At 70.3% G+C, this 18,297-nt stretch carries 18 protein-coding genes and 2 pseudogenes; 11 read left to right on the top strand and 9 right to left on the bottom strand.

The features are described from left to right. The first annotated feature begins 3 nt into the window (after positions 1–3). From dapC to ddaH, 3 genes are all read left to right on the top strand, one after another. The gene (gene dapC / locus QE374_RS15560; RefSeq protein WP_309736357.1) at positions 4–1,116 is read left to right on the top strand and encodes a succinyldiaminopimelate transaminase; all 1,113 of its coding nucleotides are present in this window, start codon (positions 4–6) and stop codon (positions 1,114–1,116) included. 168 nt (positions 1,117–1,284) lie between these two features. Continuing rightward, positions 1,285–2,583: a citrate synthase gene (locus QE374_RS15565; RefSeq protein WP_309736359.1), complete on the top strand. Its 1,299-nt coding sequence runs from the start codon at positions 1,285–1,287 to the stop codon at positions 2,581–2,583. 2 nt (positions 2,584–2,585) lie between these two features. Continuing rightward, on the top strand, positions 2,586–3,347 hold the full coding sequence (gene ddaH / locus QE374_RS15570) for a dimethylargininase (RefSeq protein WP_309736361.1): 762 nt from the start codon (positions 2,586–2,588) through the stop codon (positions 3,345–3,347). Between the two features lie 5 nt (positions 3,348–3,352). On the opposite strand, the gene ppk2 is transcribed toward ddaH, so the two are convergent. Then, entirely contained in the window at positions 3,353–4,153 is an 801-nt protein-coding gene (gene ppk2, locus QE374_RS15575; protein WP_309736362.1) for a polyphosphate kinase 2, read from the bottom strand. Further along, a complete protein-coding gene (gene dapD, locus QE374_RS15580) occupies positions 4,150–5,088 on the bottom strand; it encodes a 2,3,4,5-tetrahydropyridine-2,6-dicarboxylate N-succinyltransferase (protein WP_309736364.1) in 939 nt (312 codons plus the stop codon). The genes ppk2 and dapD overlap by 4 nt, the downstream gene beginning before the upstream one ends. A gap of 43 nt (positions 5,089–5,131) precedes the next feature. Between dapD and dapE the strand changes: the two genes are divergently transcribed. The 3 genes from dapE to QE374_RS15595 all read left to right on the top strand — a co-directional run bounded on the left by dapE (position 5,132) and on the right by QE374_RS15595 (position 7,634). Then, positions 5,132–6,205 carry a succinyl-diaminopimelate desuccinylase gene (dapE, locus tag QE374_RS15585; protein ID WP_309736366.1) on the top strand — a complete coding sequence of 358 codons (1,074 nt, stop codon included), beginning with the start codon at positions 5,132–5,134 and terminating at the stop codon, positions 6,203–6,205. Beyond that, positions 6,190–7,395: a hypothetical protein gene (locus QE374_RS15590; protein ID WP_309736369.1), complete on the top strand. Its 1,206-nt coding sequence runs from the start codon at positions 6,190–6,192 to the stop codon at positions 7,393–7,395. The genes dapE and QE374_RS15590 overlap by 16 nt, the downstream gene beginning before the upstream one ends. A 68-nt stretch (positions 7,396–7,463) precedes the next feature. Then, positions 7,464–7,634, top strand: a complete 171-nt coding sequence (locus QE374_RS15595; RefSeq protein ID WP_137417400.1) for a DUF3117 domain-containing protein — start codon at positions 7,464–7,466, stop codon at positions 7,632–7,634. A gap of 57 nt (positions 7,635–7,691) precedes the next feature. Here QE374_RS15595 and QE374_RS15600 read toward each other — a convergent pair whose 3' ends face one another. Then, entirely contained in the window at positions 7,692–8,330 is a 639-nt protein-coding gene (locus tag QE374_RS15600) for a class I SAM-dependent methyltransferase (protein ID WP_309736371.1), read from the bottom strand. A 71-nt stretch (positions 8,331–8,401) separates the two neighbouring features. Between QE374_RS15600 and QE374_RS15605 the strand changes: the two genes are divergently transcribed. Continuing rightward, complete coding sequence (locus QE374_RS15605; protein WP_137417398.1) at positions 8,402–8,782, top strand: Sec-independent protein translocase TatB; 381 nt, start codon at positions 8,402–8,404, stop codon at positions 8,780–8,782. A 12-nt stretch (positions 8,783–8,794) separates the two neighbouring features. Here the strand turns inward: QE374_RS15605 and QE374_RS15610 are convergent, their stop codons facing one another. Genes QE374_RS15610 through QE374_RS15620 form a run of 3 tightly spaced genes read right to left on the bottom strand, consistent with a single transcriptional unit; the run spans position 8,795 to position 11,785 of the window. Beyond that, positions 8,795–9,946, bottom strand: a complete 1,152-nt coding sequence (locus QE374_RS15610) for a P-loop NTPase (RefSeq protein WP_309736372.1) — start codon at positions 9,944–9,946, stop codon at positions 8,795–8,797. Then, complete coding sequence (locus QE374_RS15615) at positions 9,936–10,535, bottom strand: DUF1003 domain-containing protein (RefSeq protein ID WP_309736373.1); 600 nt, start codon at positions 10,533–10,535, stop codon at positions 9,936–9,938. Before QE374_RS15615 ends, QE374_RS15610 begins: the two co-directional genes overlap by 11 nt. Beyond that, complete coding sequence (locus tag QE374_RS15620; protein ID WP_309736375.1) at positions 10,535–11,785, bottom strand: magnesium transporter MgtE N-terminal domain-containing protein; 1,251 nt, start codon at positions 11,783–11,785, stop codon at positions 10,535–10,537. The genes QE374_RS15615 and QE374_RS15620 overlap by 1 nt, the downstream gene beginning before the upstream one ends. Before the next feature lie 70 nt (positions 11,786–11,855). Between QE374_RS15620 and QE374_RS15625 the strand changes: the two genes are divergently transcribed. Further along, positions 11,856–12,482 carry a general stress protein gene (locus QE374_RS15625; protein WP_309736377.1) on the top strand — a complete coding sequence of 209 codons (627 nt, stop codon included), beginning with the start codon at positions 11,856–11,858 and terminating at the stop codon, positions 12,480–12,482. A 30-nt stretch (positions 12,483–12,512) separates the two neighbouring features. Here the strand turns inward: QE374_RS15625 and QE374_RS15630 are convergent, their stop codons facing one another. Both QE374_RS15630 and QE374_RS15635 read right to left on the bottom strand, forming a co-directional pair. Next, positions 12,513–13,922: an aminopeptidase P family protein gene (locus tag QE374_RS15630; RefSeq protein ID WP_309736380.1), complete on the bottom strand. Its 1,410-nt coding sequence runs from the start codon at positions 13,920–13,922 to the stop codon at positions 12,513–12,515. Positions 13,923–13,955: 33 nt separating this feature from the next. Beyond that, positions 13,956–14,966 (bottom strand): endonuclease/exonuclease/phosphatase family protein, encoded by a 1,011-nt coding sequence (locus QE374_RS15635; protein WP_309736382.1) that lies wholly within the window; start codon positions 14,964–14,966, stop codon positions 13,956–13,958. A 77-nt stretch (positions 14,967–15,043) separates the two neighbouring features. Here QE374_RS15635 and QE374_RS15640 point away from each other — a divergent pair. Beyond that, positions 15,044–15,915, top strand: a pseudogene (locus tag QE374_RS15640) (PHP domain-containing protein). Positions 15,916–15,939: 24 nt separating this feature from the next. Here QE374_RS15640 and QE374_RS15645 read toward each other — a convergent pair. Beyond that, on the bottom strand, positions 15,940–17,388 hold the full coding sequence (locus QE374_RS15645; RefSeq protein ID WP_309736384.1) for a DEAD/DEAH box helicase: 1,449 nt from the start codon (positions 17,386–17,388) through the stop codon (positions 15,940–15,942). A 175-nt stretch (positions 17,389–17,563) separates the two neighbouring features. On the opposite strand from QE374_RS15645, the pseudogene QE374_RS15650 reads away from it, so the two are divergent. Further along, positions 17,564–18,004, top strand: a pseudogene (locus QE374_RS15650) (ferritin-like fold-containing protein); the annotation flags it as partial. Positions 18,005–18,110: 106 nt separating this feature from the next. Beyond that, positions 18,111–18,281 carry a hypothetical protein gene (locus QE374_RS15655; RefSeq protein ID WP_309736743.1) on the top strand — a complete coding sequence of 57 codons (171 nt, stop codon included), beginning with the start codon at positions 18,111–18,113 and terminating at the stop codon, positions 18,279–18,281. Positions 18,282–18,297: the final 16 nt, after the last annotated feature.

Raw genomic sequence — 18,297 nt, forward strand, 5'->3', positions numbered from 1 at the left:
TAGATGAGCGTCGCCGACCTCGCCGACTACCCCTGGGACGCCGTCGCACCGTACGCCGAGACCGCGCGACGCCATCCCGACGGCATCGTCGATCTCTCGATCGGCTCTCCTGTCGATCGCACCCCGGCGGTGGTCGAAGCCGCCCTGGCGGCCGCGACCGACGCGCACGCCTATCCGCAGACGGTGGGCACGCCGCCGCTGCGCGAGGCGATCGTCGACTGGTATGCACGCCGACGCGGCGTCGCGGGTCTGACCCCCTCGCAGGTGCTGCCGACCGTCGGGTCGAAGGAACTGGTCGCCCTGCTTCCGTTGCTGCTCGGGCTCGGCCCGGACGACACCGTCGTGCATCCGGTCGCGGCGTATCCGACCTACGAGGTCGGCGCACGCCTGGTCGGTGCGACCGCGGTCGCCGAGGATGATCCGGCCGCGTGGCCGGCAGGGGCCAAGCTCATCTGGATCAACTCTCCCGGCAACCCGGACGGACGGGTGTGGAGCGTTCCCGAGCTGCGTCGGGCGCGCGAGCGGGCCGGGGAGCTCGGCGCCGTGCTGGTGTCGGACGAGTGCTACGCCGAGCTGGGATGGGAGGCGCCGTGGGCTGATGCCCCCGTGCCGTCGGTCCTGGATCCCGCCGTGGTCGCAGCCGATCCGTCCGGCGTGCTGTCGGTGTACTCGCTGAGCAAGCAGTCCAACCTCGCCGGGTACCGTGCCGCCTTCCTCGCGGGGGACCCCGCACTGGTCGCGCGGCTGCTGACGGCGCGGAAGCACCTCGGGCTCATGCTGCCGGCTCCCGTGCAGGCCGCGATGGTGGCCGCGCTGGGCGACGATGCGCACGTGGCCGTCCAGAAGGAGCGTTACGGCGCCCGACGGGCGGTGCTGAAGCCCGCCGTCGAGGCTGCGGGCTTCCGCATCGACCGCAGCGAAGCCGGGCTCTATCTCTGGGCGACGCGCGGCGAGGATGCGTGGGACAGCATGGCCGCCCTCGCCGAGCTCGGCATCCTGGCCGGGCCCGGGCACTTCTACGGACCGCACCATCCGCAGCACGTCCGGCTGTCACTCACGGCGTCGGATGAACGGATCGCCGCGGCTGCGGCGCGCCTCAGCGCCGCGAGCTCGTAGCTTTCCTCCTACGGATCTCTCTTTCCTTTGGCGCCAGTCACCGTAGGCTCCTGCCGCGGCTAGGCTGTAATCGCAGGGGCGCGCCGACACGTAGCGTGCCCGGGCAGGTCGCCACCGGGCGACCGAGGATCCCCACCTTTCGCCGACGATCCATCGCAAGGAGGCGCCGTGACCGAAGCCGGCTCGCAGCAGAAGACCGCACGTCTGACCGTCGCAGAGCACACCGCGGAGCTGCCTGTGCTGACGGGTACCGACGGTGCACCCAGCATCGATGTGTCGTCGCTGACGCGTCAGACCGGGCACACGACCCTCGACTACGGGTTCGTGAACACCGCGGCGACGAAGTCCGCGGTCACCTTCATCGACGGCGATGAGGGCATCCTCCGCTACCGCGGATACCCGATCGAACAGCTCGCGAAGAACTCGACCTACCTCGAGGTCGCCTGGCTGCTCATCTACGGCGAGCTGCCCAGCGCGAGCGAGCTCGAGGACTTCGACAACCGCATCCGGCGTCACACGCTGCTGCACGAGGATCTGAAGCGCTTCTTCTCGGCTCTGCCGCACACCGCGCATCCGATGTCCGTGCTGTCTGCTGCCACGGCGGCGCTCTCGACCTATTACGAGAACCAGTCGGATCCTCACAACCCCGAGTTCGTCGAGCTCAACACGATCCGGATGCTCGCGAAGCTTCCTGTGATCGCGGCCTACGCGCACAAGAAGAGCGTCGGCCAGGCTTTCCTGTATCCCGACAACTCCCTGAGCTTCGTCGACAACTTCCTGAAGCTCAACTTCGGTGTGCTCAGCGAGCAGTACGAGATCAGCCCCGTGATGTCCCGCGCGCTCGAGCGCCTGCTGATCCTGCACGAGGACCACGAGCAGAACGCCTCGACGTCGACGGTGCGTCTGGTGGGCTCGACCGGGGCGAACATCTTCTCCTCGGTCTCGGCGGGCATCAACGCCCTCTCCGGACCGCTTCACGGTGGTGCGAACGAGGCCGTGCTCGACATGCTGGGCCGCATCCGCGACTCCGGCGAGAGCGTGCAGCGTTTCGTCGAGCGGGTCAAGAACAAGGAAGACGGCGTGAAGCTCATGGGCTTCGGGCACCGCGTCTACAAGAACTACGACCCGCGCGCGAAGCTCGTCAAGGAGTCCGCCGACGAGGTGCTCGCCGAGCTCGGCGTCAGCGACCCGCTGCTGGATCTCGCGAAGGAGCTGGAGGAGATCGCCCTGCGCGACGACTACTTCATCTCGCGCCGGCTGTACCCGAACGTCGACTTCTACACCGGCGTCATCTACAAGGCCATGGGCTTCCCGACCCGCATGTTCACCGTGCTGTTCGCGATCGGCCGCCTGCCGGGGTGGCTCGCGCACTGGCGGGAGATGAACCAGGACCCGCAGACCAAGATCGGTCGCCCCCAGCAGCTGTACGTCGGCGCTCCCGAGCGCAACTACCCGGGCCTGGGCTGACGATGCCGCGGCTTCTCGTGCGGCCGCCGTCCTCGCGACTGGCCGAGGGGGAGCTCACGCACCTCGAACGGGTGCCGGTGGACCCCGCGCTCGCCCGCCGGCAGTGGGAGGCGTACGTCGACGTGTTCCGCGCCCGAGGATGGGAGATCGTCCAGGTCGACGAAGCGGACGAGCAGGCGGACGGGGTGTTCGTCGAGGATGCCGTGGTCGTCTTCGGCGAGCTGGCCGTCCTCTGCCGCGCCGGAGCCGACTCGCGCCGAGGCGAGCGGCCCACGATCGAAGCCGCGACCGAGCGGACCGGGCTCGCGAGGGCGGAGATCGTCGCCCCGGCGACCCTCGACGGCGGCGACGTGCTGAAGATCGGCCGTACCGTCTACGTGGGCCTGTCGGCACGCACGACCGAGGACGCCGTGGTCCAGCTGCGCGCACTGCTCGAACCGCGCGGGTGGGACGTCCGCGGTGTCCCCGTGACACGGGTGCTGCATCTGAAGTCGGCGGTGACCGCGCTTCCGGACGGCACCGTCATCGGTTACCCGCCGCTGGTGGACGATCCCGAGACGTTCCCCGCGTTCCTGCCGGTCCCCGAGGAGCACGGCACGGCCGTCGTGGTGCTCGACGAGAACACGGTGCTCATGTCGGCGGACGCGCCGGCATCCGCAGCTCTCTTCCGGGAGAGGGGCCTCGAGGTGATCACGACCCCGGTGACCGAGTTCGAGAAGCTCGAGGGCTGCGTCACCTGTCTGTCGGTGCGGCTGCGCGACTGACGCCGTCAGCGCTCCAGCGTGGCGGCATAGTCGGGGACCATCCCCTCCAGGCTCCGCGGCGGACGCTCGTACCCTCGTGAGGCGGGTCGTTCCGGGATCTCCACGGTCTCGTGGGGGAGAGGCTGCCAGGGGATCCGCTCGAGCAGGTGGTGGATCATGTTGATCCGCCCGCGGCGCTTGTCCTCGTTGTCGACCTCGTACCAGGGCGCCTCGGGAATGTCGGTGTGCACGAGCATCGCGTCCTTCGCCCGGGAGTAGTCCTCCCACTTGGTGATGGACAGCACGTCGTTCGGGCTCAGCTTCCAGCGCCTCATCGGGTCGGCCGCCCGCGAGCGGAAACGCGCCTCCTGCTCGACGTCGGACACGCTGAACCAGTACTTGAGCAGCAGGATGCCGTCTTCGACCAGCATCCGCTCGAACAGCGGCGCCTGGCGCAGGAACCTCTGGTACTCCGCATCGGTGCAGTACCCCATGACCCGTTCGACGCCGGCCCGGTTGTACCAGGATCGGTCCATCAGCACGATCTCGCCTGCCGCAGGCAGATGCGGGACGTAGCGCTGGAAGTACCACTGCGACTTCTCGCGATCCGTCGGCGTCGGCAGCGCCACGATGCGGCTGACGCGGGGATTCAGATACTCCGAGACCCGCTTGATCGTCGAACCCTTGCCCGCAGCGTCGCGGCCCTCGAAGATCACCACGACGCGCGCGCCGGTCGCCTGCACCCATGCCTGCATGTCGACGAGCTGGGCCTGCAGACGCGCGAGCTCGCGCTCGTAGAGCTTCTTCGGCAGCCGCGCGGTGCTCATGCGTGCAGCGCCTCGTTGAGGGTGACTCCCACGCCCGCGCGTCGGACGGCTTCGATCGCTCCCGTCAGCGAGTTCCTGCGGAAGAGGATGCCATCGCGTCCTGAGAGCTCCGCCCCCTTCACGACCGGGCGGGAGCCGTCGGCGCTCGGCTGCTCATCGGCGAGCACGATCTTGGAGCCGGCGGTGACGTACAGGCCGGCTTCCACGACGCAGTCGTCGCCGAGCGAGATGCCGATGCCCGCGTTCGCGCCCAGGAGCGTGCGCGATCCGATCGAGACCCGGTGGGTGCCGCCGCCCGAGAGGGTTCCCATGATCGAGGCGCCGCCGCCGATGTCGCTGCCGTCACCGACCACGACGCCCTGGGAGATGCGCCCTTCGACCATCGAGGCGCCCAGGGTGCCGGCGTTGAAGTTGACGAATCCTTCGTGCATCACCGTGGTGCCGGGGGAGAGGTAGGCGCCCAGGCGCACGCGCGACGCGTCGGCGATGCGCACCCCGGGCGGGGTCACGTAGTCGAGCAGCCGCGGGAACTTGTCGAGGCTGTGCACCTGGATGCCGGCGCGGGTCAGCGCCGGACGCAGGCGCTCCGCATCGGCGGGGTGCATCGGTCCCGCGGTCGTCCACGCGACGATCGGCAGGTGGCCGAAGACGCCCTCCAGGTTGATCTCGTTCGGAGCGACGACCCGGTGGGACAGGGCGTGCAGACGCAGGTAGGCGTCGACCGTGGATGCGGGAGGCGCATCCACGTCGATCGTCAGCTCGACGGGAGCGAGGGTGACGCGGCGGCGGGCGTCTGCGCCGGCGAACTCCGCGAGGTCGGCGCTCGAGCCGGACGGCGCCTGGGCCGCGACCGTCGGGAACCACGCGTCGAGGACGGTGCCGTCCTCGCTCGTCGTCGACAGACCCGTGCCCCATACCGCGCGCTTCATGCTCATCCCCTCAGGTTATCGGCCCGGGGCGCCTCGATAGACTGACACCATGCCCGTGCTGGATCTGTCCGCGTCCGCCGTCGAGCTCACGCAGGCGATCTGCGACATCCCGAGCGTCTCCGGCGATGAGGCGACGCTGGCGGATGCCATCGCCGCCGCCCTCGCGCCCCTGTCGCACCTCGACGTCTTCCGTGACGGCGACACCATCATCGCCCGCACCCGCCTCGGCCGGCCGCAGCGCGTCGCGATCGCCGGGCACATCGATACGGTTCCCCTCAACGACAACCTCCCGACCCGCCTGATCGACGACGAGGGGGAACCGAGCTTGTGGGGACGAGGCACGGTCGACATGAAGGCGGGTGTCGCGGTGCAGCTGAAGCTCGCCGCGGAGCTCACCGACCCCCGCGTCGACATCACCTGGATGTGGTACGACCACGAGGAGGTGGAGGCATCCCTCAACGGGCTCGGCCGCGTGGCCCGCCTTCGCCCCGACCTCTTCGAGGCGGACTTCGCGATTCTCGGCGAGCCCTCTGACGGCCAGGTCGAGGGGGGCTGCAACGGGACGCTGCGCGTCGTGGCGCGCACGCACGGTGTCCGAGCCCACAGCGCACGCGCCTGGGTGGGGGAGAACGCGATCCACGCCGCGGCTCCGATCCTCGCCCGCCTCGCCGCGTACGAGCCGGCGACGATCGACGTCGAGGGACTCGCCTACCGCGAGGGCCTCAACGCCGTGCGCGTGACCGGTGGCGTGGCAGGCAACGTCATCCCCGATCTCTGCGAGGTCGAGATCAACTACCGCTTCGCGCCGAGCAGGTCGGTGGCCGAGGCGGAGGCGCATGTGCGTGAAGTGCTGGCGGGCTTCGAGGTCGAGCTGACGGACGCGTCCGCGGGTGCCCGTCCGGGTCTGGACGCTCCGCTCGCTCAGGAGTTCGTGCGCGCGGTCGGCGCCCGGCCGCATCCGAAGTACGGCTGGACGGATGTGGCACGATTCTCGGCACTGGGAGTCCCCGCGGTGAACTACGGCCCGGGGAACCCGAGCCTGGCCCACCACGACCAGGAGCGTGTGCCGATCTCGCAGATCGAGGATGTCGAGCGCGGACTGCGCACGTGGCTGAGCACCTGACTCGCGTCGGCCGCTGGCCCGTCGCCGCTCGGATCGGGCTGATCTACGTCGCCGCCCGTCTGGTGACGCTCGGCTTCTTCGCCCTCGCATCGGCGCTGTCGACCCCGGCATCGCGATTCGGCGCGGATCCCGGCATCGGCAAGCTGCTGATGGGCTGGGACGCGCAGTGGTACTGGGTGGTCGCCGCCAACGGGTACCCCTCGCCCCTGCCGGTGACCGAGGCGGGACAGGTGGCTGAGAACGCCTGGGCCTTCCTTCCGCTGTATCCGTGGTTGTCGCAGGGAGTGGGACTCTTCGTGGGCGGGTGGACCGTGGCGGGTCCTCTCGTCGCGCTGATCGCCGGGTACTTCGCCGCGCTCGCGTTCTATCGCCTGATGCGTCAGCGCCTGGACCGCTCGACGTCGACCTGGGCGGTCGTCTTCTTCGTGGCAGGTCCGCTGGCGGCGCTCTTCCAGATCGCGTACGCGGAATCGCTGTTCCTGCTCTGGCTGATGCTGGCGCTGGACGCTCTGCTCCGGCGCCGCTACGTGTGGTTGTACCTGCTCATCCCGCTCATGGGCTTCACGCGCCCCGGTATCCTCGCCTTCGCTCTCACGCTCGGGCTCGTGGGCGTCTGGCGGTGGCTGCGCAGGCGCGTGGATCCTCTGCCGGCGCGGGAGATCGTGCACCTGGTCGCCCTCGCCGCCCTGGCGACGGTGGTCGGCTTCTCGTGGCAGGTGATCGCGGCCGTCGCAACGGGCGATCCCGGCGCCTATCTGATGACGGAGCTCGCCTGGCGGCGCAACTGGATCCCGGATGCGGCCGCGCACTTCTTCCCGTTCGACGGGTTCTTCGCCGGCACCGCCTTCTGGGCGCGGCTGTGGGGCTGGCCGCTGTGGCTCGGGTTCGCGCTGCTGGCCGCGGTCGTGCTGGTGCTGGCCGCCGTCCTGCTGTTCGCGCCGGGGGTGCGCCGGCTCGGGATGGAGGTGCGGTTGTGGTCGGCGAGCTACCTGCTCTACCTGCTCGCCGTCTTCTTCCCGCAGTCGAGCACGTTCCGTCTGCTCGTCCCGCTCTCGCCCCTCTGGGGCGCCGTCGCGGTCGGACGTCATCCGATCTGGCGCATCGGCGTCCTGGTCGCAGGTCTGGCAGGACAGTGGTGGTGGGTCTACAACATGTACGCGCTCGGGAACACGCTCTGGCAGATCCCCTGAGGACAAGCGTCGGGCGCGCTCTCACGCACGATAAACTGGGAACTCACCATTGACGAAGAGGAGCCACGATGGCAGCCATGAAGCCGAGAACCGGAGACGGGCCGATGGAGGCTGTGAAGGAGGGGCGCCTGATCATCGTTCGTGTTCCGCTCGAGGGCGGCGGGCGTCTTGTGGTGTCGGTCAACGACGCCGAGGCCAAGGAATTGCACGACGTGCTCGCGGGGGTCGTCGGCGCCTGAGCTGTTCACTTCCTGCTTCACTGCGGCCGGTCCTTCGGGACCGGCCGCAGTGGCGTGTCAGTGGTTCTCGTCGATCGTCGTGAGCTGGAGGAGACCTTCGCCGACGATCGACAGCGCGCCGATGACCGCGGGGGAGGACTGCGTCTCCTGGATGAGTGACCGGTAGGCGGTCGTCACGGGATCGCGGCGCACCGGATCGGCGACGGCGCCGCCGGCGAGGATGCGGGGCACGAGCACGAGCCCGCCCGGACGCACCAGCCGCAGGCCGTGCTCCACGTACTCGATCACGCCGTCGGCATCCGCGTCGACGAGCACGATGTCGTAGGAGGCCTCGTTCATGCGCGGCAGGACGTCGGAGGCACGACCGGTGATGAATCTGGCGCGAGCCGGTGCGATACGCGCGTCCGCGAATGCACGACGGGCGGCCTGGAGGTGCTCGGGCTCCTTGTCGATGGTCGTGAGGATCGCCCGCGGCGCCCCGTGCATGAGCCACAGCCCCGACACGCCCGCACCCGTTCCGATCTCGACGATGTTCAGGGCGCGCGAGACCTGGGCGAGCAGCGCGAGCTGCGCACCGATGGGCGGGCTCACCGGATCTGCGCCCAGTTCGAGGGCGTGCGTGCGTGCGCGGGCGATCGCGTCGGGTTCGACGGTCGCCTCGCGAGCGAAGCGGTCGCTCGCGTCGTGTCCGGCCATGGTGTTCCTCCTCCGCAAGCCTACGGTCGTCGATGGGCGGCGGCGGTCAGGCGCGGCGGTAATCTGAAGGCATGGTGTTCGGGCTCACGATCGAGAAGCTGCTGGTGATCGCCGTGATCGCCGCCTTCCTCATCGGCCCGGAACGACTGCCGCGCTACGCGGAGGCCCTCGCGCGGTTCACGAACCGCTCCCGTGAGTTCCTGCGCGGTGCGCGCAGCCGCGTGAAGGACGAGATGGGTCCGGAGTTCGACGAGGTGGACTGGCGCAAGCTCGACCCGCGTCAGTACGACCCGCGGCGCATCATCCGCGAGGCGCTGCTCGACGACCCGCCCACGGCGACCGTGCGTGCCGCCGGCGCTGCGGCGGCCATGACCGTGTCGACGACCCGCGCGGCAGAGAGCTTCGATCTGGAGTCCGGAGAGCGGCCTCCGTTCGACGACGAGGCGACCTGACACCTCCCGCGATCAGCGCGGGGTGATGGGCAGCGCTCTGCCGGAGAGCGGTCTGCCGGATCGCAGGATGCGGTCTGCGACCTGCTCGATCGCGAGCGATGCCGCGTCCGCCGGAGCGCTGCTCACGACCGGCTCGCCCGTGTCACCCCCCTGGCGCAGGGCCTGGCTCAGCGGCACGCGCGCGATGACCTCGACCGTCTCGGCGTCAGTGCTCAGCTCCCGTGCGATGTGATCCCCGCCGCCTGATCCGAACAGATCGAACGTCGTGCCGTCGGGCAGTGTCATGGCGGTCATGTTCTCGACGACTCCCAGGACGCTCTGACCCGTCTGTCTCGCCACGAGCGCGCTGCGTGCCGCCACGTCGGAGGCTGCCGCCTGCGGAGTCGTGACGACGAGGACGTCGGCGTGCGGCAGAAGCTGTCCTATCGAGATGGCGATGTCGCCCGTTCCGGGGGGCATATCGATGAGCAGCACGTCCAGGTCGCCGAAGTACACCTCGGTGAGGAACTGCTGGATCGTGCGGTGAAGCATGGGGCCGCGCCACGCGACGGCGCTGCGGGCCGCTCCCTCGGGCAGGAACATCCCGATCGAGACGACCTTCACGTCGAAAGCGACCGGCGGGACGATGAGCTCGTCGATCCGGGTCGGTCGCACGCTCGCGCCGTCGGCATCGACGAGTCCGAGCAGCGCCGGGATCGAGAAGCCGTGCACGTCGGCATCCACGATGCCCACACGCCTCCCGTGCTGCGCCAGCGCGACGGCGAGGTTGGCGGTGAGCGTGGACTTGCCGACGCCGCCCTTGCCGCTCGTGACGGCGACCACCCGCGTCAGCGATTCGGGAGTGAAGGGATTGCTGCGCCGGCGGCCGCCGCGCAGGCGCGTCGTCAGCGCCTCCCGCTCCTCGGGGCTCATGACGCCCAGGACGACCTCGACCGGTGCTTGTCCGACCACTCGTTCGGCGGCAGCGCGCACGTCGCGTTCGATGCGATCGGACGCGGGACAGCCGACGATCGTGAGCGCCACCGCGACGCGCACAGCCCCGTCGGCGAGCTCCGTCACCTCGCGCAGCATGTCGAGGTCGGCGAGGCTGCGTCTCAGCTCGGGATCGGTGACGGCGCCGACCGCCTCCCGCACCCGGGCGATGCGGTCGGTCTCAGAGCTCACGGGCTTCGCGCTCCGCCTTCTCGCGGCGTTCGGCCCGACGGCGCTTCTCCTCGCGCTCGGCCCGCACCTGCTCCGGCTCCTCGCCGGCGTCGTGCGCCTGCAGATCCTCCAGCAGCGCCCGCAGCTCATCGCGCAGCACCTCGCGCGTGACCGACTCGCTCGAGACGTCCGTCAGCGCCATCCGCAGCGCGACGATCTCGCGGGCGAGGTACTCGGTGTCGGCGAGGTTGCGCTCCGCCCGCTGCCGGTCCTGCTCGATCTGCACCCGGTCGCGGTCGTCCTGCCGGTTCTGCGCGAGCAGGATCAGCGGGGCGGCGTAGGACGCCTGCAGCGACAGCACGAGCGTCAGGGCCGTGAAACCGTTGTCCGAGGAGTCGAAACGCAGCTCCGGCGGCAGGATGGTGTTCCAGGCGAGCCAGGCGGCGCAGAACGCACTCAGTCCCACCAGGAACCACGGCGTTCCCATGCCGCGGGCGATCACCTCGGTGAAGCGGCCGAAGCGATCGCGCGAGGGCTGCGGGGACCGCGACAGCATGCCGCCCCGGCCGCGGGGTGCGTCCAGCGCCCCTTTGCGGGGGGAGCGCGCCATCACTGCGGCCGCCCTTCCGAGTCGCCCGTGCGCCAGTCCTCAGGAAGCAGGTAGTCGAGCACGTCGTCGACGCTGACGGCGCCGACGAGTCGTTGCGCGGAGTCGACCACCGGCACCGAGACGAGGTTGTAGGTGGCCAGCAGACGAGCGACGACGGCCGCGGAGGCGGTGGCGGGCACCGGCTCGAGCGAATCATCGAGCAGTGCGCCGAGTCGCTCGTGCGGGGGATAGCGCAGCATCCGTTGGAAGTGCACCGTGCCGAGCAGACGGCCCGTCGGGGTCTCGTAGGGAGGCAGCGTCACGAACACGGCGGCTGCGAGGGCCGGATGGGTCTCGTGGCGGCGGATGAGCGCGAGCGCCTCGGCGATCGTGTTGTCTGCCGAGAGAACGATGGGCTCCGGCGTCATGAGCCCGCCGGCGGTGTCGGGGCCGTACTGCAGGAGGGCGCGCACATCCTCCGCCTCATCGGGCTCCATCAGCTCGAGCAGCTCCTCGCGCTGCTCGGCCGGCAGCTGGGCGAGCACGTCGGCGGCGTCGTCGGGCTCCATCGCGTCGAGGATGTCGGCGGCGCGCTCATCGCCCAGGGCTTCGAGGATATGCACCTGCTCCTCTTCCGGCATCTCTTCCAGAGCGTCGGCGAGACGGTCGTCGGGAAGCTCCTCCGCGACCTCGAGGAGACGGTCCTCGGGAAGATCCAGCAGAGTGTTGGCCAGATCGGCGGCCTTGAGCTCCGCGTAACTGGCGACCAACCGCGCGGCGGACTGCGCTTCGCCGCGTGTCTGACCGTCGTTGACGTCGTGCCACGAGGCGAAGGTCGTGGCGCCCTTCGCGAAGGGCGAGGGGCTCGTCTTGGGCTTGCGCAGGAAGAGCTGCGACACGTCCCATTCGCCGAGGCGGTTCCGCTCGATCGCGACGTCCTCGATGACGGCCTGGCCGGAGCCGTCACGCAGCGACACCTTGCGTCCCACGAGCTCGGCCAGAACCCGAACCTCGCCGCCGCGCTGCTGGAAACGGCGCACGTTGATGAGACCGGTCGTGATCACCTGCCCGGTGTCGATCGAGGTGACCCGCCCGATCGAGACGAACACATGGCGCCGGCCGGGGATCTCGATGACCAGGCCGATGACACGGGGAGCATCGTCGGGGCGGTAGATCACGACGACGTCGCGCACGCGACCGAGGCGGTCGCCGGCGGGATCGAAGACCGCGCATCCGGCTAGACGCGCGACGAATACCCGCTGTGTGCTCACCCGACCAGCCTAGCCCCGGCCTCGATGAGCAGGCCGGGAGCGCTGCGGCACGGCGTGGGAAGATGGGGCGATGAGCAACCAGGGTGCACCGTTCTCACAAGGCTCCGCCGAGACCGGCGAGACCGTCGCCTCGTTCACGCAGTACGAGGGGGCGCAGAAGGCCGTCTCCGCGCTCATCGCGGCCGACGTTCCGGCCAAGGAGATCGCGATCGTGGGCGCAGGCCTGCGCTCCATCGAGCGCATCACCGGCCGGCTGGGCTACGCCACCGCCGCCAGATCGGGCGCGATCAACGGTCTCATGCTGGGTGTGCTCTTCTCGTTCATCTTCGTGCTCGGCTCGCCCGCCGCCCCGATTCAGGCCTTCGTCGGCGTGCTGCTGGTCGGCATCGCGCTCGGGATGCTGCTGAACATCCTGATGTTCTCGATCGTGCGCCGTCGGCGCGACTACGCCTCCGTCATGCAGGTCGTCGCTGACCACTACGAGGTGAAGGTCGCGCCCGCCAGCGTGCACAAGGCGCGCACGGCGCTCGGCACAGCGCCGACCGCGACGCGGCCTGCGGCGGCGCCGCGGCGCCTCGACACCCCGCCTCGTTACGGCGAGCGCATCACGCCGGGCGCCCAGCCGCCCCAGGCGCCGCCCGCGGAGCGGCCCGCGGCGCAAGAACCGCAGCCCGGACAGGACGACGACCGCGCCTGAGCGCGCCGCATCCGGCCCGGGCTGCGCTCCTCAGCCCGAAAGGCGGGCGATCCACGCCTCGATCTCATCCGCGGTACGGGGGATGCCCGCGGACAGGTTGACGGGGCCCTCGGCCGTCATGAGGATGTCGTCCTCGATGCGCACGCCGATGCCGCGCAGCTCCTCGGGGACGGTGAGATCGTCGGCCTGGAAGTACAGGCCCGGCTCGATCGTGAACACCATGCCGGGAGCCAGCTTGCCCTCGTAGTACATGTCGCGCCGCGCCTGCGCACAGTCGTGCACATCGAGGCCCAGATGGTGGCTTGTGCCGTGCACCATGTATCGCCGGTGCTGGCCGCCGCGATCGGCGTCCAGCGCCTCCTGCGCCGTGACCGGGATGAGGCCCCACTCTGCGACGCGGGCGGCGATGACCGACATGGCCGCCTCGTGGACCTCACGGAACTTCACACCCGGGCGAGCAGCGGCGAAGGCGACGTCGGCCGCCTCGCGCACCGTCTCGTACACACGGCGCTGGACCTCGGTGAATCGCCCGTTGACCGGGAGCGTGCGAGTGATGTCGGCGGTGTAGAGGCTGTCCACCTCGACACCGGCATCGATCAGGATGAGATCGCCCGGCAGGACCCTGCCGTCATTACGGGTCCAGTGCAGGTAGCAGGCGTGGGCACCGGAAGCCGCGATCGTGTCGTAGCCCTCCCCGTTGCCGTCGCTGCGAGCCCGCTGGTGGAAGACGCCCTCCACGACGCGTTCCCCACGAGGGTGAGTGACGATGCGGGGGAGCTCCCGGACGATGTCGTCGAAGCCCGCACCGGTGACGTCCACCGCCAGCTGCAACTGGGCGATCTCGTGCTCGTCCTTGATGAGGCGCAGCTCCGACACGATGCGGCTGAGCTCCGCATCCTCGTCGACCACGCGATCCGCGTCGCTCGCCGTGAACGCATCGAGATGAGCCGTCGCGATGGCGAGATCCGCCGCGACCTGCGCCAGCGACGGCCGCGGACCGATCCAGAACTCGCCCACACTCGCATCGGCGTAGAACTCGCTCGTGGTGCGGTCGGCGCGCTCGCGGAAGTAGAGCATGACGTCGTGGCCCTCGTCGCCTCGCGGCTCGAAGACGAGGACGGAGCCCGGTTCGCTGTCCGCGCCCCATCCGGTCAGATGGGCGAAGGCGGAGTGCGCACGGAACGGGTAGTCGGTGTCGTTGCTGCGCTGCTTCAGCTCGCCGGCGGGGATCACGAGGCGCGAGCCCGGGAACAGCGCGGAGAGAGCGACGCGGCGTGCGGCGGCGTAAGCCGCTTCGATGCGCGGGGGAGCGATCGTCTCCGCGCGCTCGGCCCATCCGGTCGAGATCGTCGACAGGAACCCCTGGGGAAAGGGCTGCTTGCGGTTCGAGACGACCGGCTCGTCAGCGGTCGCGGGTGAGGTGTCCGTGGATTCCGACATGCCTCCAGTCTCCCACCCTCCTCGGCGGCTCGCTCAGCCGGTGCGCTCGTACTGCACGACCAGCGGCCGGTGGTCGCTGCCGGCGTCGTCCATCCCGCTCAGCACGACAGAGCCCGTGGGAGTCCACTGCGGCGTGGCGAGTACGTGGTCGATCGGCGCGCCCGCGAGGGCGGGGAGGTCGGTGGGCCAGGTGCCGACCGAGCCGTTGCCCGTCTGCGATGCCGCATCCCTGCAGGCGCCGAGCGTACCGCCGTCGGTGCCCAGCCCGGCCATGTGATCGAGGGTGGCGTTGAAGTCGCCCGCCATGATGACGTCTCCTCCCGCGCACTGGTCGGCCAGCCACTGCAGGTCGTGGCGCCACTGCTCCATGTGATCCTCGCGGGGAGCGACCGCGTGGGCGGCGACGACCGTGGGGCCGTTGCCGTCGGTCGGCATCGCGACGGCGCTGGGCACCGTGCTCGTGCCCTCCTGGGAGGAGGCGATGACGGAGTAGGTGCCGAGTGACGGGCTGATGAGCAGCGTCGTCGAATCCGCCGCCCACCCGTCGGTGCCGTACTCGGTGTGGTGCGCCCACATGGGACTGCCGAGATCCCGCATCGCGACGGCGACTTCGGCGCCGGTCTCGATCGTGGTCTCGGGAAGGCTCACGATGTCCGCACCCATGGCGATGGCCGTCTGAGCGATCGTCTGCGGCGAGGTGGCATCGCCTGCGGTGTTCCAGGTCATGACCCGGATGCTGTTCTCGCTCTTCGCGGGCAGCGCCGTCGTGCCCGTGCCGCGCGAGACGATGATGGTCGCGTTGGCGCCGACGGCGAGCACGGCGACCAGAGCGATGGGAAGCGCGACGCGACGCACGGGACGTGCGACCGACAGCAGAAGCGCGACGACGGCGAGAGCCGCGAACGCCAGAGCGACGAGAGAGCGGAACGACACGATCTGGGTCAGCGGAAAGGTCCGCGAGAGGCGGAAGAAGTCCGGCCAGGTGAGCACGGCCGCCGCGATCGCGCAGAGCAGGCTCAGCAGGATTCCCAGCAGACGTGACACGCTCCGAGCCTAGGCAGCAGACCTGAGCGTCGGCCGCACGCAGCAGGGTCCTTCCGGGTGCGCGGTACGCTCGGGGGATGAGTGCAGACGGCCGCGTATCGACGCCCGCCGACCTGCATCTGCACTCCACGCGCTCGGACGGCACCGAGTCTCCCGCCGAGGTCATGCGTCAGGCGCGTGCGGCAGGACTGGCCACGGTGTCGCTCACCGACCACGACACGACCGCGGGGTGGGAGGAGGCGGCGGGCGAAGCCGTGCGGCTGGGCATGACGTTCTTGCCGGGGATGGAGATGAGCGCGCGTCAGGGCTGGCGCAGTGTCCACGTCCTCGCGTACCTGTTCGATCCCACGGACACGGCCCTGACGGCGGAGCTCGGCCGCATCCGGGACGACCGCATCGGCCGGGCTGAGCGCATCGTCGCCAGCTTGGCGCGCGACTACGACCTCACCTGGGCGGACGTGCTCGCACAGACCGGGGCCGATGCGACAGTGGGGCGTCCGCACATCGCGGATGCGCTGGTCGCGCGCGGCATCGTCGCCGACCGGGGCGCGGCGTTCGACGGCGTCCTGCATCCGCGGGCGGGCTACTACGAGCCGCACTACGCGCCTGACCCGCTCACCGCGGTCGAGCTCGTGGTGGCCGCGCGGGAGGGGTGCCGATCATCGCGCACCCGACGCCTCACGGTCGCGACCGGATGCTCCCGATGCCCGTGATCGACGAGCTCATCGCGCACGGACTGGGCGGCTTCGAGATCGAGCACCGCGAGAACACGGCGGACGGCAAGGCGGTCCTGCGCCGGGTGGCCGCGGAGAACGGCCTCATCGTCACCGGTTCGAGCGACTATCACGGCGCGGGCAAGCCCAATCGGCCCGGCGAGAACACCACCTCGGCCGAGATGCTCGCACGGATCATCGCCCGCGCAAGCGGCAGCGCGCCGGTCCACCCCTGAGGGGGACCGGCGCGCCGCGAGGTCTCAGGCCGAGGGAGCCGATGCGTCGGGGCGCGGACCGCGCCGACGCCGGCGACGCCGCGCCGCGGGCTTTCCATCGTGGTGCTCGGCACCGCCGCCGTCGTGGGTGCCGCCGCCGTCGGTGCGCGGAGCCTCTGACCCGGATGCGGCGGGGGCGCTGGGCGCGTCCGAGCTCGCGCCCGTGCGCCGGCGCCGGCGATTGCGGGGCGCTGCGTCTGCGGCGGGCGCGTCACCGGACACCGTGGTGACGGTCGCCGTGGCGGGGGCCTTGCGCAGGCGCCCCTTGGTGCCCTCGGGGATGTCGAGGTCGGCGAACAGATGCGGGCTCGACGAGTAGGTCTCGACGGGCTCGGGCTGTCCGAACTCGAGTGCGCGATTGATGAGGGCCCACTTGTGCAGGTCCTCCCAGTCGACGAAGGTCACCGCGATGCCGGTGCGGCCGGCGCGACCGGTGCGGCCGACGCGGTGCAGGTAGGTCTTCTCGTCGTCCGGGATGGTGTGGTTGATGACGTGGGTGACGTCATCGACGTCGATGCCGCGTGCGGCCACATCCGTCGCGATGAGTACATCTTTCTTGCCCGCTTTGAACGCCGCCATGGACCGCTCGCGCGACTCCTGGCTCATGTCTCCGTGGACGGCGCCGGCGTTGAAGCCGCGGTCGTTGAGCTCGTCGACGAGACGCTGCGCCGCGCGCTTGGTGCGCGTGAACACGACGGTCTTGCCGCGGCCTTCGGCCTGCAGGATGCGGGCGATGATCTCGTCCTTGTCCAGGCTGTGGGCGCGGTACACCAGGTGGCGGATGTTCGCCTGCGTCAGACCCTCATCGGGGTCGTTTGCCCGGATGTGGATGGGGTTGGACATGAAGCGTCGCGCGAGCGCGACGATCGGCCCCGGCATGGTCGCCGAGAACAACTGCGTGTGCCGCACAGCGGGGACCTTGGAGAAGATCTTGTCGATGTCGGGCAGGAAGCCGAGATCGAGCATCTTGTCGGCCTCGTCCAGGACGACCTCGGTCGCGTGCGAGAGGTCGAGCAGACGCTGGTTCGCGAGGTCGATGAGCCGGCCCGGCGTGCCGACGACGATCTGCGCACCGGCCTTCAGCTGGTCGATCTGACCCTCGTAGGCCTTGCCGCCGTAGATGGCGACGACGCTCGTGCTGCGGCCGGAGGTCAGCAGGTCCATGTCTTCGTAGACCTGCACCGCGAGTTCGCGGGTGGGAACCACGATGAGGGCCTTCACGCCGGGCTCCGGCGAGACGCCGAGACGCTGCACGACGGGGATGCCGAAGCCGAAGGTCTTGCCGGTACCGGTCTTGGCCTGGCCGATGATGTCCTGCCCGGGCAGGGAGAGCGGAATGGTCTGCTCCTGGATGGGGAACGCGTCGGCGATGCCGCGAGCGGCGAGAACGTCGACGATGTCCTGGTCGACGCCGAGCTCGGCGAAGGTCGTCACAATATGCACCTGTCTGGTTGTGGGCGCGGGGAGCGCCGCCGGATGTCCGCGCCCTTGTCAGCCCCAGGCGCGCAGGTCCCGATCCGATGCCGGGACCCCACCAGGATACCGGAGCACGCCCTCGCCGCCGCCTGGCGCTCCGGCGCGCGGGCGAGGAACCTTCTAGGCTGGTCGTGTGTGGGATTGGTTCCGACGTCGTTCGAGGCCTGCGGGTCGTACGTTGCGCCTGCGCTCACGGGGGGAGTACGACGGCATCACGCGCGTCGACTTCGCCGAGCTCGCCCCCGACATCGACACCTTCCTCGGTCAGGCCGCCTATCTGCAGCTCGGCTTCTTCGAGACGCTCACGGAGCTCATCGCGCTGACGCCCGAGCTCGCCCGCAAAGAGGCGATCTCACGCGCGGCGGGCGCCGCGCTGCGAAAGCACGAGGAGCTCGTCGCCGTCATCCGTGATCGCGACGAAGATCCCACCGCGCTCATGCTGCCCTTCCGAGAACCGCTTGACGCGTTCCGGGCCGAGGTGCACGGCGTGCGGTGGCCGGAGACGATGCTCTCGGTGCATCTGACCGCGGGCATGCTCGACGACTTCTACCTGGCGCTTTCGGCGAGCTACGGCGAGACGGGACTGCGGGTGGCCCGCGCGCTGGAGGCGGACGACGCGCGCAGCGCGCTCGTCGACATCCTGCTGGAGACCCTCGCCGAGAGCGAGGAGTGGCCGTCGCGTGCTCGCGCTGTGGGGACGCCGCCTCGTGGGCGACACCCTGCTGATCGCGCGCGCGGCGCTGACGGGCACCGAGAATCCGACGGCGATGCAGGAGACCGTCGAGCCGGTGTTCACCGAGCTCATGGCGGCGCACGCGCGCCGGATGGAGTCGCTGGGCCTGTCGTCCTGAGCGGCGACGCGGCCGG

The organism is Microbacterium sp. SORGH_AS_0428 (genome assembly GCF_031453615.1).
Lineage (GTDB): Bacteria > Actinomycetota > Actinomycetes > Actinomycetales > Microbacteriaceae > Microbacterium.